At 54.6% G+C, this 13531-nt stretch carries 16 protein-coding genes; 5 read left to right on the top strand and 11 right to left on the bottom strand.

Annotation, left to right across the window (positions count from 1 at the left end):
• Nucleotides 1-10: 10 nt before the first annotated feature.
• The 7 genes from ruvX to C7387_RS13360 all read right to left on the bottom strand — a co-directional run bounded on the left by ruvX (nucleotide 11) and on the right by C7387_RS13360 (nucleotide 5600).
• Nucleotides 11-427: a Holliday junction resolvase RuvX gene (ruvX, locus tag C7387_RS13390; protein ID WP_038255591.1), complete on the bottom strand. Its 417-nt coding sequence runs from the start codon at nucleotides 425-427 to the stop codon at nucleotides 11-13.
• The gene (locus C7387_RS13385) at nucleotides 427-990 is read right to left on the bottom strand and encodes a YqgE/AlgH family protein (RefSeq protein ID WP_006818339.1); all 564 of its coding nucleotides are present in this window, start codon (nucleotides 988-990) and stop codon (nucleotides 427-429) included. Before C7387_RS13385 ends, ruvX begins: the two co-directional genes overlap by 1 nt.
• Before the next feature lie 98 nt (nucleotides 991-1088).
• Entirely contained in the window at nucleotides 1089-2036 is a 948-nt protein-coding gene (gshB, locus tag C7387_RS13380) for a glutathione synthase (RefSeq protein ID WP_120816864.1), read from the bottom strand.
• A gap of 12 nt (nucleotides 2037-2048) precedes the next feature.
• Nucleotides 2049-2780, bottom strand: a complete 732-nt coding sequence (gene rsmE, locus C7387_RS13375; RefSeq protein WP_006818341.1) for a 16S rRNA (uracil(1498)-N(3))-methyltransferase — start codon at nucleotides 2778-2780, stop codon at nucleotides 2049-2051.
• 48 nt (nucleotides 2781-2828) lie between these two features.
• Complete coding sequence (gene endA, locus C7387_RS13370; RefSeq protein ID WP_120816863.1) at nucleotides 2829-3536, bottom strand: deoxyribonuclease I; 708 nt, start codon at nucleotides 3534-3536, stop codon at nucleotides 2829-2831.
• A 94-nt stretch (nucleotides 3537-3630) separates the two neighbouring features.
• Nucleotides 3631-4128 (bottom strand): SprT family zinc-dependent metalloprotease, encoded by a 498-nt coding sequence (locus C7387_RS13365; protein WP_120816862.1) that lies wholly within the window; start codon nucleotides 4126-4128, stop codon nucleotides 3631-3633.
• Between the two features lie 80 nt (nucleotides 4129-4208).
• A complete protein-coding gene (locus C7387_RS13360; RefSeq protein WP_006818344.1) occupies nucleotides 4209-5600 on the bottom strand; it encodes a sugar porter family MFS transporter in 1392 nt (463 codons plus the stop codon).
• Nucleotides 5601-5981: 381 nt separating this feature from the next.
• On the opposite strand from C7387_RS13360, the gene C7387_RS13355 reads away from it, so the two are divergent.
• Entirely contained in the window at nucleotides 5982-6902 is a 921-nt protein-coding gene (locus C7387_RS13355; RefSeq protein ID WP_167810201.1) for a LysR family transcriptional regulator, read from the top strand.
• Here C7387_RS13355 and C7387_RS13350 read toward each other — a convergent pair.
• Nucleotides 6894-7490, bottom strand: a complete 597-nt coding sequence (locus C7387_RS13350) for an NAD(P)H-dependent oxidoreductase (RefSeq protein WP_038255565.1) — start codon at nucleotides 7488-7490, stop codon at nucleotides 6894-6896. The genes C7387_RS13355 and C7387_RS13350 overlap by 9 nt on opposite strands.
• Nucleotides 7491-7686: 196 nt before the next feature.
• Nucleotides 7687-8841, bottom strand: coding sequence for a methionine adenosyltransferase (gene metK / locus C7387_RS13345; protein WP_006818348.1), 1155 nt, complete (start codon nucleotides 8839-8841; stop codon nucleotides 7687-7689).
• Nucleotides 8842-8978: 137 nt separating this feature from the next.
• On the opposite strand from metK, the gene C7387_RS22965 reads away from it, so the two are divergent.
• The 4 genes from C7387_RS22965 to speA all read left to right on the top strand — a co-directional run bounded on the left by C7387_RS22965 (nucleotide 8979) and on the right by speA (nucleotide 11630).
• Nucleotides 8979-9137, top strand: coding sequence for a hypothetical protein (locus C7387_RS22965; protein ID WP_006818349.1), 159 nt, complete (start codon nucleotides 8979-8981; stop codon nucleotides 9135-9137).
• Nucleotides 9138-9274: 137 nt separating this feature from the next.
• Nucleotides 9275-9418: a hypothetical protein gene (locus C7387_RS23400; protein WP_420378127.1), complete on the top strand. Its 144-nt coding sequence runs from the start codon at nucleotides 9275-9277 to the stop codon at nucleotides 9416-9418.
• Between the two features lie 89 nt (nucleotides 9419-9507).
• Complete coding sequence (gene yqgB / locus C7387_RS13335; RefSeq protein ID WP_134436985.1) at nucleotides 9508-9645, top strand: acid stress response protein YqgB; 138 nt, start codon at nucleotides 9508-9510, stop codon at nucleotides 9643-9645.
• An 8-nt stretch (nucleotides 9646-9653) separates the two neighbouring features.
• The gene (gene speA, locus C7387_RS13330) at nucleotides 9654-11630 is read left to right on the top strand and encodes a biosynthetic arginine decarboxylase (RefSeq protein WP_071777508.1); all 1977 of its coding nucleotides are present in this window, start codon (nucleotides 9654-9656) and stop codon (nucleotides 11628-11630) included.
• A 32-nt stretch (nucleotides 11631-11662) separates the two neighbouring features.
• Here speA and C7387_RS13325 read toward each other — a convergent pair whose 3' ends face one another.
• Both C7387_RS13325 and C7387_RS13320 read right to left on the bottom strand, forming a co-directional pair.
• Nucleotides 11663-12964 carry a type II toxin-antitoxin system HipA family toxin gene (locus C7387_RS13325; RefSeq protein WP_038255562.1) on the bottom strand — a complete coding sequence of 434 codons (1302 nt, stop codon included), beginning with the start codon at nucleotides 12962-12964 and terminating at the stop codon, nucleotides 11663-11665.
• A 3-nt stretch (nucleotides 12965-12967) separates the two neighbouring features.
• Nucleotides 12968-13333, bottom strand: coding sequence for a helix-turn-helix domain-containing protein (locus tag C7387_RS13320; RefSeq protein WP_244922376.1), 366 nt, complete (start codon nucleotides 13331-13333; stop codon nucleotides 12968-12970).
• Nucleotides 13334-13531: the final 198 nt, after the last annotated feature.

Here is a 13531-nt window from a genome sequence, read left to right as displayed (position 1 = left end):
GAACACTTTTTTAGTAGCCCTGCTCGAAGAAACTTTCCAGAATAACCACCGCAGAAGCCGAATCGACGCTGCCTTTGTTCAGCGCCCGGTAGCCACCTTGCTCAAACAGTCCAGCCTTCGCTTCTACCGTGCTTAAGCGCTCGTCGTGGAGTGTCACCTGCACGCCAAAACGGCCATGAATTTTGTTGGCAAACTTGCGGGCTCTGGCGGTTAACGGCTGTTCGGTGCCATCCATATTTAGCGGCAGGCCGACGATGACGTTTTCCGGTTGCCACTCTTTCAGCAGCCGCTCTACGGCGTTCCAGTCCGGCGTACCGTCCTGGGCTTTCAGAGCGCCCAGTGGGCGGGCAGTACCGGTAATACGTTGGCCAATAGCAACGCCGATGCTGCGGGTACCAAAATCAAAAGCGAGAAGTGTTCCACTCATCATGCGTGCCCCGCGACGCCAGACATGGTGACAATATCGATACCAATCAGCCTGGCGGCCTCGCGCCAGCGATCGGCTATCGGAGTTTTAAACAAGATGTTCATGTCGGCAGGAGAGGTGAGCCAGGCGTTATCGAGGATCTCCTGCTCCAGTTGACCCTTTTCCCAGGAAGCATAGCCCAGCGCGACCAGAACTTCGCTTGGCTGCTGCGCGGTGCCCAGGGTTTCCAGCACGTCGCGCGAGGTGGTCACCACGGTATTATCAGAAATACGGATGCTTGATGAGAAATCAGACGGTGGAGTGTGCAGAATAAACCCACGATCCTCAGCCAGCGGCCCGCCGAGCATCACCGGTTTGTCCAGACGAATGGCCGGATCCCGCGGCTCAGGGACGATCTTCAGCTTTTCCAGGATGCCCTCAACCTTCAGATTTTCCAGTGGTTTATTAATGATTATCCCCATCGCTCCGTCTTCATTATATTCACAAATGTAGACCACGGCGCGGCGGAAGATAGGATCCTGAAGGGCAGGCATAGCAATAAGGAAGTGGTGCTGTAAATTCATCGTTTGAGGTCTGTGTCCTGGTTTAAAAAGCAGCACCCAGTATGCGGGAAAACGCCGGGTGCTGTCGAGCGCAGACGGGATCCCTCCCGTCGCGTGGATTACTTCGCCAGACGCTTCTCGATAGCGTCCATCAGCATTCCGGTAATAGAAATCGGGAACTCGGCTTCTATTTCACGAATGCAGGTCGGGCTGGTGACGTTAATTTCGGTCAGGCGATCGCCAATGATATCGAGGCCGACGAAAATCAGTCCCTTGGCTTTCAGCGTTGGGCCGACTTTGCGGGCGATTTCCCAGTCGCTTTCAGACAGCGGACGCGGCTCACCACGACCACCGGCCGCGAGATTACCACGGGTTTCGCCGCCCTGCGGAATGCGCGCCAGGCAATACGGCACCGGTTCGCCATCGACAACCAGCACGCGTTTGTCACCGTCTTTGATGGCTGGCAGGTAGTTTTGTGCCATGCAGTAGCGGGTACCGAGCTCGGTCAGGGTTTCCGCAATCACGCCGATGTTCGGATCGCTCTCTTTCACGCGGAAAATAGAGGCACCACCCATGCCGTCGAGCGGCTTCATGATGATGTCGCCGTGCTGCTGCCAGAAGGCTTTCAGCTGCGCTTTGTTGCGGGTGACCAGGGTTTCCGGCGTCAGCTCTGAGAACCAGGCGGTGAACAGCTTTTCGTTACAATCACGCAGGCTCTGCGGCTTGTTAACGATGAGGGTGCCTTTTTCCTCTGCGCGCTCAAGAATGTAGGTTGCGTAGATAAATTCGGTATCGAAGGGCGGATCTTTACGCATCAGGATGACATCGAGATCCGCCAGCGGCAGATCCTGCTCACCGCTGAACTCGTACCATTTGTCATAGTTCTGTTCAACGCTCAGCAGTTGCGTACGGGCGCGCGCTTCACCGTTAATCAGATACAGGTCGTTCATTTCCATGTAATGGAGTTCGTAACCACGACGCTGTGCTTCCAGCAACATAGCAAAACTGGAGTCTTTCTTGATGTTGATGTTCGCAATGGGATCCATCACGATGCCGAGCTTGATCATTGTTCTTCTCCGTTAGCCCAGGTCGCCAAAACGCACCTGCAGTGCGGTAATAGCGGTGAGTGCAGTTGTCTCAGTACGCAGAACGCGAGGTCCCAACAGGATATCAGTAAACTGATATTGTGCGGTCATGGCAATTTCTTCCGCCGACAGCCCACCTTCCGGGCCAATCAGCAGGCGAATGCGTTCAACCGGCAGCGGCAGGGTATTGATACTCTGGCTGGCGCGCGGGTGCAGGTTCAGCTTCAGGCCATCTTCCTGCTCGGCGCACCACGCTTCAAGACTCATTACCGGGCGGATTTCCGGAACCCGGTTCCGACCACACTGCTCGCAGGCGGCGATAGCAATCTTTTGCCACTGCTGGAGCTTCTTGTTCAGGCGCTCAGCATCCAGTTTAACGCCACAGCGCTCAGATAAAAGTGGCGTAATGAGGCTTACACCAAGCTCAATCGATTTCTGGATAGTGAATTCCATTTTTTCGCCACGCGACATCACCTGCCCAAGGTGAATGTGCAGAGGAGATTCACGATCGTCGAGCGTGGCGTTCAGGATGCTTACCCGTACGCTTTTCTTATCGGCCTGAATGATTTCGGCATCAAACACCTGGTTGCTGCCGTCGAAGAGCTGTACCTGCTGGCCTGCGCTCATGCGCAGTACGCGGCCAACGTGGTTGGCGGCGTCATCGCATAATGCAACTTGGCTGCCTTCTGCGAGTGGTTCGGGATGATAAATGCGAGGAATGCGCATAGTTCTGGATGATCCGGGTAAATTATTTACATTTGTCGCTAGTGTAGGTTAGCTCTTTTGCGCCTGGCAAGCGCGCTGCACATATGGGTTATGGTTGCCCTGATATTTCGCGATGCGCTCATCGCGCTCGCACTCCCACTCGCTTACCGGGTACTGCTTGTCCCAGGCGTTAAAGAGCTGTGTCTGCTGGCGTGAAAGCGAGAGCTGGTAGCGGTCGCGCATATAGAAGTAAGTGCGGGCGATGGCGCCACGTGCACGCGCCGGAGGCTCGGCGACCTTACCTTTGAAATCGACCTTCATGGCGCACTGGCCGTACTGACCTTCGCCGCCGTTCCACTGACTGTACATAAAGTTGCCGCGATCGCCATTGACCTCACCGACGGCGGGCTGCAGGTTGTGCATGTCGCTTTCCATCTGGCGATAGACCGGGTCTTTACCACAGCTTTTGCGGCCACCGTCCTGCCAGCACTGGCGCTGATGACCAAACTGCCAGGCAGGGACGACGTGCTCCCACTCGATACGGCTGGCACGGTTCTCATTTTTTCTGACTTTGTAACCGCAGGATTCGAGGTCAACGACCCCTTTCTTACCCTGCCAGTTTATCTTGCAACCGCAGTAGAAATCCCCGGCAACGTCGGCGTTGACCTTCACGCCAGCGGCTTTCGCCTGAGAGAAACTGTTAATACCTTCGGCCAGTAACGGGGCCGGGCTGGCTGCTACAACCAATGCAGCAGCAAGGGACAACAAACGGGACATCACACACTCCGTGTTAAAACGAGCCCGCAACGTAGCGAAAGTTGTTCCTGGATGCAATCAGTCAGATCATGAATGTTCTTGATAATTCTGCGGGTTATTCAGCAATCAGCGCTTCACCGCAGTGCACGCAGCGATAAACCGCCTCGCCACGCAGAACACGGTTGTGTCGACGCACGGTCAACTGATGCTGTTGGCACTTACAGCGGTAGGGGAAGGTGTTGCGACGCACGGACTCAAGCTCGAACTGGTGAGTGCGGCGGGCGGGAACGCCAAGAACGCTTTCCATCATCCACTTCCACTCTTTACCGTGTGGTGCCACCCGGCCAAAATGCCGCCACGCCAGTATATGCGCCAGCTCGTGAGGAACCACCTCATCAATAAACGCCTGCTGATTTTCCATCATCAATACCGGGTTGAGACGGATTTCGTTGCTCTCAAGCCAGGCGGTACCGGCGGCGGTGCCGCGCTGTTGATAGACAAGCTTTGGCTCCGGGTAGTTACGCTCAAGCTTAAGGTTTGCCAGGGCGAGTTTTTCCCGCAGGCTGCGCATAACGGCTTGCTGAATGGCGATGGGGAGACGAGGGGTTTTCATAAGCGCAGAGGATAGAGCGAGGAACCACGGAGTGCAAGAAAAGGCTTCCACCCCAGCAAGGAGTGGAAGCCTTAGGCCGATTATTGCGCACCAATCTCACGAAGCGGGCGGCCGCGCATCAGGTTGCGTTCAATATGTTCGAGTGACACATGTTTGGTTTCCGGTACCAGCCACAGGGTCAGCACGATGAACAGCACGTTCAGCCCACCGTATACCCAGAAGGTATTGGCGTTGCCGAGCGAGTTGAGCATGGTCAGGAAGGTAGCGCCGACAATCATGTTGGCAATCCAGTTAGTGGCAGTGGAACAGGTAATACCAAAGTCACGCCCTTTCAGCGGCTGGATTTCAGAGCACAGTACCCAAATCAGTGGACCGGCGCTCATCGCGAAACCGACGATAAACATCAGCAACATGGCGACCGCGAAGTATTGCGCAGCGGCGGAGTGGATACCCATATGCATCATGCTGCCGAGAATACCCATGCCGACCGCCATGACGAGGAAGCCCAGCACCAGCGTTGGTTTACGGCCCCAGCGGTCAACCAGGCCGATGGCGATAAAGGTGGCCAGTACGTTGGTCAGCCCGACGATAACCGTTCCCCACATCTGCTCGGTGGTGTTGGCATAGCCCGCCAGTTCAAAAATTTTCGGGGCGTAGTACATGATGACGTTCATCCCGGTGAACTGCTGCATCACCTGCAGCAACACGCCAAGGAACACCGCGCGGCGGAAGTTGCTGTTCTCTTTAAACAGCGCCCAGCCGGACTGTTTCACCTTCAGACTTTCACGAATTTCATCCAGCTCGTTGCGGGCTTCTGCGCTGGTGTCGCGCAGGCGCAGCAGTACACGTTCGGCGTCGTGGAAGCGGCGCTTGGCCGCAAACCAGCGCGGGCTGTCCGGCAGGAAGAATACGCCGACGAGCAGCAGAAGGGCCGGGATGATGATGACGCCCAACATCCAGCGCCAGGAGCCGCTATAGCTGAACGCGGTATCGGACAGATAGGCACCGAGAATACCGATGGTGATCATCAGCTGGTACATAGAAATCATGCTGCCGCGGATCTTTTCGGGTGCGATTTCAGACAGATACAGCGGTGCGGTATAAGAGGCCACGCCAACCGCCAGGCCGAGCAGGACGCGGGAGATAAGCAGCACTTCTACGTTTGGCGCAGCCGCAGAGCACAGCGAACCTGCTACAAACAGAATTGCGCCAATCATCAGGCTTTTTTTACGCCCAAGACGGTAAGAGAGCCAGCCGCTACCAATGGCACCGACGGCGGCACCAAACATCATGGAACTCACCACCCACTCCTGGGTGTGTGCACTTATCTGGAATTCGGTGGTAATGAACGGCAGAGCACCGGCGATAACGCCGATGTCGAGGCCGAACAGCAATCCGGCCAGGGCTGCAAGAAAACAGACAAAGAACGTCATCGCCCTGTTTGAACGCCCCTGTTTTATATTGTCAGGCATATGCCCTCCAGTTGGATTATCAGTTTTATCGATGTAAAGGGTAGGTGAGCTCGACGCAAAAATATGTGAGACCAATCACGTTAGTGTAATCGGTTACACTAAGTGTTTATGTATTTTTTGGATAAAAGTATGATTAAACAATAAATTAACTGTAATTAAATAGCGGTTAAAATACATGCTTTGCTCTTAACTGAAATGATATGTAACAAAGGAGCAATCATTATCATATGACTGATTATCATGTCACATTATTGGCATGATATATGGTGTAATCGCTTTCATTGGCGTTAGCAGTGATTCTCGCTGATACCTGACTTTGCCGGTGGCGCAGGGTAGTATGAATGCCATGATTTCAGATAGCTGGCGCAGACAAAAATGCAGATGAAGGGTGAACTGAACAGTATTCCGGTGTTTGTTGCCGCCGTTGAAGCCGGCAGTTTTTCGCGCGCCGCGGAACAGCTTTTCCTGACACGCTCAGCGGTCACCAAAACGATTGCCAGGCTGGAGTCGCGCCTGGGGGTGACGCTGTTTCACCGCACCACCCGTAGCCTGCGTCTTACCGAACAGGGGGCGATTTATTATGACTACTGTCGCCGGGCGCTGCTGGAGATGGAGAAGGCTGAGGCTACGCTTGCTGAAAATCGTCTGCAGGTGAACGGTAGCCTTCGCGTCTCATTACCCGTGTTGTTCGGCCGTCTCTGTATCGCCCCGCTGCTGACCGCGCTTGCCCGCGAGCATGAAGGGCTCCAGCTTTCTCTCTCGTTTAGCGACCGGCTGGTGGATATTGTTGAGGAGGGGGTCGATCTGGCTATCCGTATTGGTGAACTGGCCGACAGCAGCAGCCTGGTGGCACGGCAGATTGCTTCTCACGGTATGGTGTTCTGTGCCTCCCCTGATTATTTGCAGGCATTCGGTGAACCTGCATCCGCCGATGCCCTCGTGCATCACCATGCTATTGGTTATACCCGGGGCGGGCGCGTGCAGAAATGGCAGGCAGGTGAAGCAGAGATAACCCCAACGGCACGAATCATGATGGATGATATGCAGGCTCTCAAAGACGCTGCCATTGCGGGCTGCGGTATTGCCTGGTTACCCTACTGGCTGGTGCGGGAAGCGCTGGAGCAGGGTATGCTGCAGGAAGTGTTGCCTGGCGTGAATACCAGCAGCTGGCCGGTGTATGCGGTATGGCCGCAGTCGCCGCATCTGTCGTTAAACGTTCGCGTCGCCGTTGAGCGACTGCAGAGTGCGCTGCCGGAAATCATGGCGGTGGTGGAGGCCCCCACCGCCCGGCGTTCAGAGTAACGCCGTCAGTTCAGCATGGGCGTTAGCCAGCCCCTGGTCACGGCCATGCGGGCGCATATCCATCCCTTCCGCATTAACGAAACTAACGTCGCTGATGCCAATCAGCCCCAGCACCGCGCGCAGATACGGCGTTACCGCATCCGTCGGCTGGTTGAGGTGAACGCCGCCGCGCGAGCTAAAGACGATAGCGTTGACGTTTTCTACCAACCCCAGCGGGTAACTTTCGGTATAGCGGAACGTTTTACCCGCACGAGCGACCAGATCGAACCAGTTTTTCAGCGGCGTTGGCACGTTGAGGTTATACATTGGTGCACCGATGATAAGCGTGTCGCTGGCGTTAAGCTCTGCAATTAGCCGGTCGGAAAGGGCGATAGCCTCAAGCGCGCGGTCGCTCGGGTTCTCCGCTCCGCGCAGGGCGCTGAAGATCTCAAGATCCAGCACCGGTAAATCCAGAGCCGCCAGATTATGCTCCACAATTTCATCGGCAAAGCCTTTTGCCCGACGTGCCGCCACGTAAGCATCAATCAGCGAATTGGTTTGCGAGCTGGCGCCCATCATGCTGGATTTCAAAATAAGTAATTTACTCATGGTATCTCCTGATTCGTGGTGAACGTTTTCCCGTCGGATGAGGCCGGGAGTTCATGACGAAGAGACTACCACCGATGATTATTCAACATTGTTGGCACTTTTTCTTTTTATTGTTTCCTATTTGGAATCAATATGGCGCAGGCAATAAAAAAGCCAGCGCGAGGCTGGCTTTTATTTTGCTGACGTAGTGGCTGAATTATTTCAGGCCAGCCGCATCGCGCAGCAGAGCTGCTTTGTCGGTTTTTTCCCAAGGGAAGTGTTCACGACCAAAGTGACCGTATGCCGCGGTTTCTTTGTAGATCGGGTGCAGCAGATCCAGCATCTGGATAAGGCCGTACGGACGCAGGTCGAAGAACTCGCGAACCAGCAGGGTCAGCTGTTCAGAAGCGATTTTCTCAGTACCGAAGGTTTCTACCATGATAGAAGTCGGTTCTGCCACGCCGATAGCGTAGGAAACCTGAATTTCACAACGGTCAGCCAGGCCCGCGGCAACGATGTTTTTCGCTACGTAGCGCGCTGCGTAGGCAGCAGAGCGGTCAACTTTAGAAGGATCCTTACCAGAGAACGCACCGCCACCGTGACGAGCCATGCCGCCGTAGGTATCAACGATGATTTTACGACCGGTCAGACCGCAGTCACCCATCGGGCCGCCGATAACAAAACGACCGGTCGGGTTGATGAAGAATTTGGTCGACGCGTTCAGCCACTCGGTCGGCAGAACCGGTTTGATAATCTCTTCCATCACTGCTTCCTGCAGGGATTTCTGATCGATGCTTTCGGCGTGCTGGGTAGACAGAACCACAGCATCAATACCAACAACTTTACCGTTGTCGTACTGGAAGGTGACCTGGCTTTTCGCATCCGGACGCAGCCACGGCAGGGTGCCGTTTTTACGTACTTCAGCCTGACGCTGCACCAGACGGTGAGCATAGGTAATCGGTGCTGGCATTAGCACGTCGGTTTCGTTGGTCGCGTAGCCAAACATCAGGCCCTGGTCGCCAGCGCCTTGTTCCAGCGGATCGGCACGGTCAACGCCCTGGTTGATGTCCGGAGACTGCTTACCGATAGCGCTCAGCACCGCACACGAATTGGCGTCAAAGCCCATATCGGAATGCACATAGCCAATCTCGCGAACCGTGTTACGGGTGATCTCTTCGATATCGACCCATGCGCTGGTGGTGATTTCACCGCCTACCAGCACCATGCCTGTTTTGACATAGGTTTCACACGCTACGCGGGCTTTCGGATCCTGCTCGAGGATCGCGTCCAGTACGGCGTCAGAGATTTGGTCAGCAATTTTGTCTGGATGCCCTTCAGATACGGACTCGGACGTAAAGAGGTGTTTTGCCATGTTTAATTTCGCCTGATAAGAAAACGATAAGCTCAAACTGTTGTGTCTGTTAACTTTTCTGGAGTATTCCGCTAATGCGATGAAGAATAGGCACAAGAAGTCTGAGTGTTAATCAGTATAGATGGATTAACATCTGGATGGCTATTTTAGGTCACTTCTTCATCGGATTGCCAGTTTTTTTCTTCGAAGGCGCACAGATTGACGAAAAGGGCATGGAAATTTTTCCTGCCACCGTTCTGACACTGGCGACAGAGTGTGCATTTTTATTTTGCATTTTCCCCCGGTTCTCGGTATAAAACGCCGCGCGCGGCTTATACAAAAAGTGCACGGTAACTCTTATCGTGACGTCACTTCCAGCCGGGTTAAGCAATGATACTTTTAGCCTGGTCTTGTCGCTGGCCTTGAGGGGTTGGCGTGGAGGTGATACGAAAGAATGAACCGTCGTTTTCCGCTGAATCAGTCATGCCGTTCTGGCATGTGTCTAATCCCCGCAACCTGCATCTCTGTTTTGCAAACCTGCCGATGTTCTACCCATTTCGGCGCTTCTCAGGATTCAAGGGCCGGTCTGGCTCTGTGAACTGAACAAGGGCGCTCTTGTTAAGCAAGAGTTTTCTCGTGGTTTCTCCGGACTGTCATCTCTCGTTCGGATCTGTGTTTTACAATGATATGAACATGAAACCGGTCGCACAGTCGATTCTTCAGCACGCTATGCTGGGTAACCGAACTGTTTATGGGTTGTTATCGCAACTTTACGCTGCGATAGTAGTCAATTCTTTAGGCTATACACTAAGTAAAACAATTTGAGGTTCGCTATGTCTGACGACATTTCTTTGGTTTCGCCTTCGTCAGCAGGCGAACAGGGTGTACTACGTTCTATGCAGGAGATTGCGATGAGCTCCCAGGAAGCCAGCAAGATGCTACGTACCTACAATATTGCCTGGTGGGGCAATAACTACTACGACGTCAACGAACTGGGGCATATCACCGTGTGTCCGGATCCTGACGTACCTGAAGCACGCGTCGATCTCGCCGAACTGGTGAAAGCACGTGAAGCGCAGGGGCAACGCCTGCCTGCACTGTTCTGCTTCCCGCAGATCCTGCAGCACCGTTTGCGCTCAATTAACGCCGCGTTTAAACGCGCGCGTGAATCCTATGGTTACAACGGCGACTACTTCCTGGTTTACCCGATCAAGGTTAACCAGCATCGTCGCGTGATTGAATCGCTGATCCACTCCGGCGAGCCGCTGGGTCTGGAAGCCGGTTCTAAAGCGGAGCTGATGGCGGTGCTGGCGCATGCCGGCATGACCCGCAGCGTGATCGTCTGTAACGGCTATAAAGACCGTGAATACATTCGTCTGGCGCTGGTGGGTGAGAAGATGGGCCACAAGGTCTATCTGGTCATCGAGAAGATGTCTGAAATCGCGATTGTGCTGGAAGAAGCTGAGCGACTGAACGTGGTGCCGCGCCTTGGCGTGCGTGCGCGTCTGGCCTCTCAGGGTTCTGGCAAATGGCAGTCTTCCGGCGGGGAGAAATCCAAGTTTGGCCTGGCGGCCACTCAGGTTCTGCAACTGGTGGAGATCCTGCGTGAAGCAGGGCACCTCGACAGCCTGCAGCTGCTGCACTTCCACCTCGGTTCGCAGATGGCCAACATCCGCGACATCGCGACCGGCGTGCGTGAATCCGCGCGCTTCTACGTGGAGCTGCACAAACTTGGCGTCAACATCCAGTGCTTCGATGTTGGTGGCGGTCTGGGCGTAGACTATGAAGGCACACGTTCGCAGTCCGATTGCTCCGTGAACTACGGTCTCAACGAATACGCCAACAACATCATCTGGGCGATTGGCGATGCCTGTGAAGAGAACGGCCTGCCGCACCCGACGGTCATTACCGAATCCGGGCGCGCCGTCACCGCACACCATACGGTGCTGGTCTCTAACATCATCGGCGTTGAGCGTAACGAATACACCGAGCCGACGGCGCCGGCGGAAGATGCGTCCCGTGCGCTGCAGAACATGTGGGAAACCTGGCAGGAGATGAACCAGCCGGGCACGCGCCGTTCACTGCGTGAATGGCTGCACGATAGCCAGATGGATCTGCATGATATCCACCTCGGTTACTCGGCGGGTACCTTTAACCTGCAGGAGCGCGCGTGGGCAGAGCAGCTGTATCTGAGCATGTGCCACGAGGTGCAAAAGCAGCTCGATCCGAGCAACCGCGCGCATCGTCCAATTATCGATGAGCTGCAGGAACGTATGGCGGATAAGATTTACGTCAACTTCTCGCTGTTCCAGTCGATGCCGGATGCCTGGGGTATCGATCAGCTGTTCCCGGTTCTGCCGCTTGAAGGGCTGAATCAGGTACCTGAGCGCCGCGCCGTGCTGCTGGATATCACCTGTGATTCCGATGGTGCTATCGACCACTACATCGATGGTGACGGTATTGCGACCACCATGCCGATGCCGCCGTACGATCCGGAAAACCCGCCGATGCTGGGCTTCTTTATGGTCGGCGCGTATCAGGAGATCCTCGGCAACATGCATAACCTGTTCGGGGATACCGAAGCGGTTGACGTGTTTGTCTTCCCGGATGGCAGCGTTGAAGTTGAGCTGTCTGACGAAGGGGATACCGTGGCGGATATGCTGGAGTACGTGCAGCTCGATCCGAACACGCTGCTGACGCAGTTCCGCGACCAGGTGAAAAACACCGGTCTCGATGCAGAACTGCAAAAGCAGTTCCTGGAAGAGTTCGAAGCGGGTCTCTACGGGTACACTTACCTGGAAGACGAGTAACCGCATAGACGGGCGCTGCGGCGCCCGTTTTTTTATATCTCCAGCACCAGGTTACGGGTTATTTCATCCCTGAGCGCCGGGAAGACACCATTCTCTTCTGCCACCTCTGGCCACCGTTTCACCTCACCGATTATCTCATCGATAATGGCATTGGCTTTCTTCTCACTAAACCGGGTGATCAGCGTACTGACCGATAATAAATCGTCCCGGGTAAAGTGGTCGCGTTTTCCGGCAATGGTCATTTGATGTTGGTCTACCCATGGCGAACCTGGCTTGTAGCTATACGCCACATCATAGGCCGGAGCCAGCAACCAGCGGAAATCATCATCCACCAGAAAGGCGGTATTCTTCGTGTGATCGTCATGATTTCTGGCGACCACGTTAAACACCATGCGGCGGAAAATCTGCTCCTGTTGTCTGATGGGAAGCCCCAACTGGCGGGCGACGTTGAGCAATTCTTCATAGCTGTATTGCCCGGGTTTCCTGAAATCAGCATGGTCCATGCCGCACAGGGTCAGAACATGGTATTTCTGATTCCCTTCCCGGTCGAAGCGGCGGGTCATGAAGTGGCTTCGCCCATGTTCAGACAGGATTTCGCAGGGTGACATGGTGATACCGCAGCGGGTTGCCATCTGATAATAGCTGTATTCCATCAGGCCAAAACCTCGGGGATCGCCAAAGGTCTCCTGATCCGCGTGCTGCTCTCTTACCCCATCAAATTTCAGTAAATAGTGCTCGAAGCCTTCCGGAACCGCGACCTGGCCGGAAAGGATATGGCTCCTGTCGTGGTTCACCGCAATAACGGCTTTAGGTCTGGCTCCACCGGCCGAGGTGCCTATCTGCAGAAGATGCGACATCGCGTGCTGCTCGCTGGCGTCAATATCGACATGATTGCGTTCGTTCAGTACTTTTTGCGCCAGCTCGACGAGAGAGGAAAGCTGAAGCTCTTCGGCACGGTTCGCAGGAAGGTCGATGGCATCCTGATACTCCAGCGCTCCCATCCCCCGCGTGCCGGTATAAAGCAGTCGGTCCAGTGCACCAAACTGAGCTTTATCCAGCCCCTGCCGGGTGAGCCAGCTATTAATTAACGCGTTACCAAAATCGTCGGGCAGGGAGTCAGCGAACACCGCCGGGAGACCGCGCCAGGTATCGGTGGCCAGCGCCGGGAAATTCTGCGGGGCCGTGGTGAGCGGCATATGGAGTGGAGAAAGGGAGAACCCCTCCGCAACCCAGGCGGCGTCATACTCAAAAGAGATCCAGGGTGAGTCATCGGTTATTGCCAGCGTGCCGACGTCTACGCCAGAGAACTGTACTTTGCACGCATTCGCAATCATCTCTTACTCCCCTGTTTTATATTTCTTGCGTTTTTCCATCATGCTGCGGATCTGCATCGCTTTGGTGGCCGTGGACGGTTGCCTTTTCCCCGCCCTGGAGACCTGGGCCCAGACTTCTGCAGGCCGCAGCGTGGCGGTGGGAACCAGCGTATCCAGATTCTCCAGCAACTGTAGCTCACGAAGAATGCTGATAAAAATAAGCAGGCTGCACGAGCCACTCTTCACCGCCCGGTAGGTTTTGGGCGTGATACCAACGCGTTCAGCGAGCGTTAGCTGGGTGATTTTCATCGCTTTACGCCGTGCTTCCAGGCGGTTGAATAATCTCTCTGCCAGCACGCTGTCGGTCATGGCCCGGGTAAAATCATTCATGGGTAAAAATGTACCTTTAATCATCATTAAACCGCATTTATAGGTAGTATAATACCTTTTTATTAGTTTGTGATTTTTCTTTTTTCGGTAATATTTTACCTGTTTCAGGCTAAAATGCCTCCTTTCAGGTCAAATTTTACCTTATCAGGGCTGAGGGGCAGATATTCTGAAATTGTCTATAATGCTGGTGCTTGAACC

The organism is Yokenella regensburgei (assembly GCF_003634235.1).
GTDB classification, from domain to species: domain Bacteria; phylum Pseudomonadota; class Gammaproteobacteria; order Enterobacterales; family Enterobacteriaceae; genus Yokenella; species Yokenella regensburgei.
Note: the sequence above shows the minus strand (reverse complement) of the source record. Positions and strands in the feature narration are given on the sequence as shown.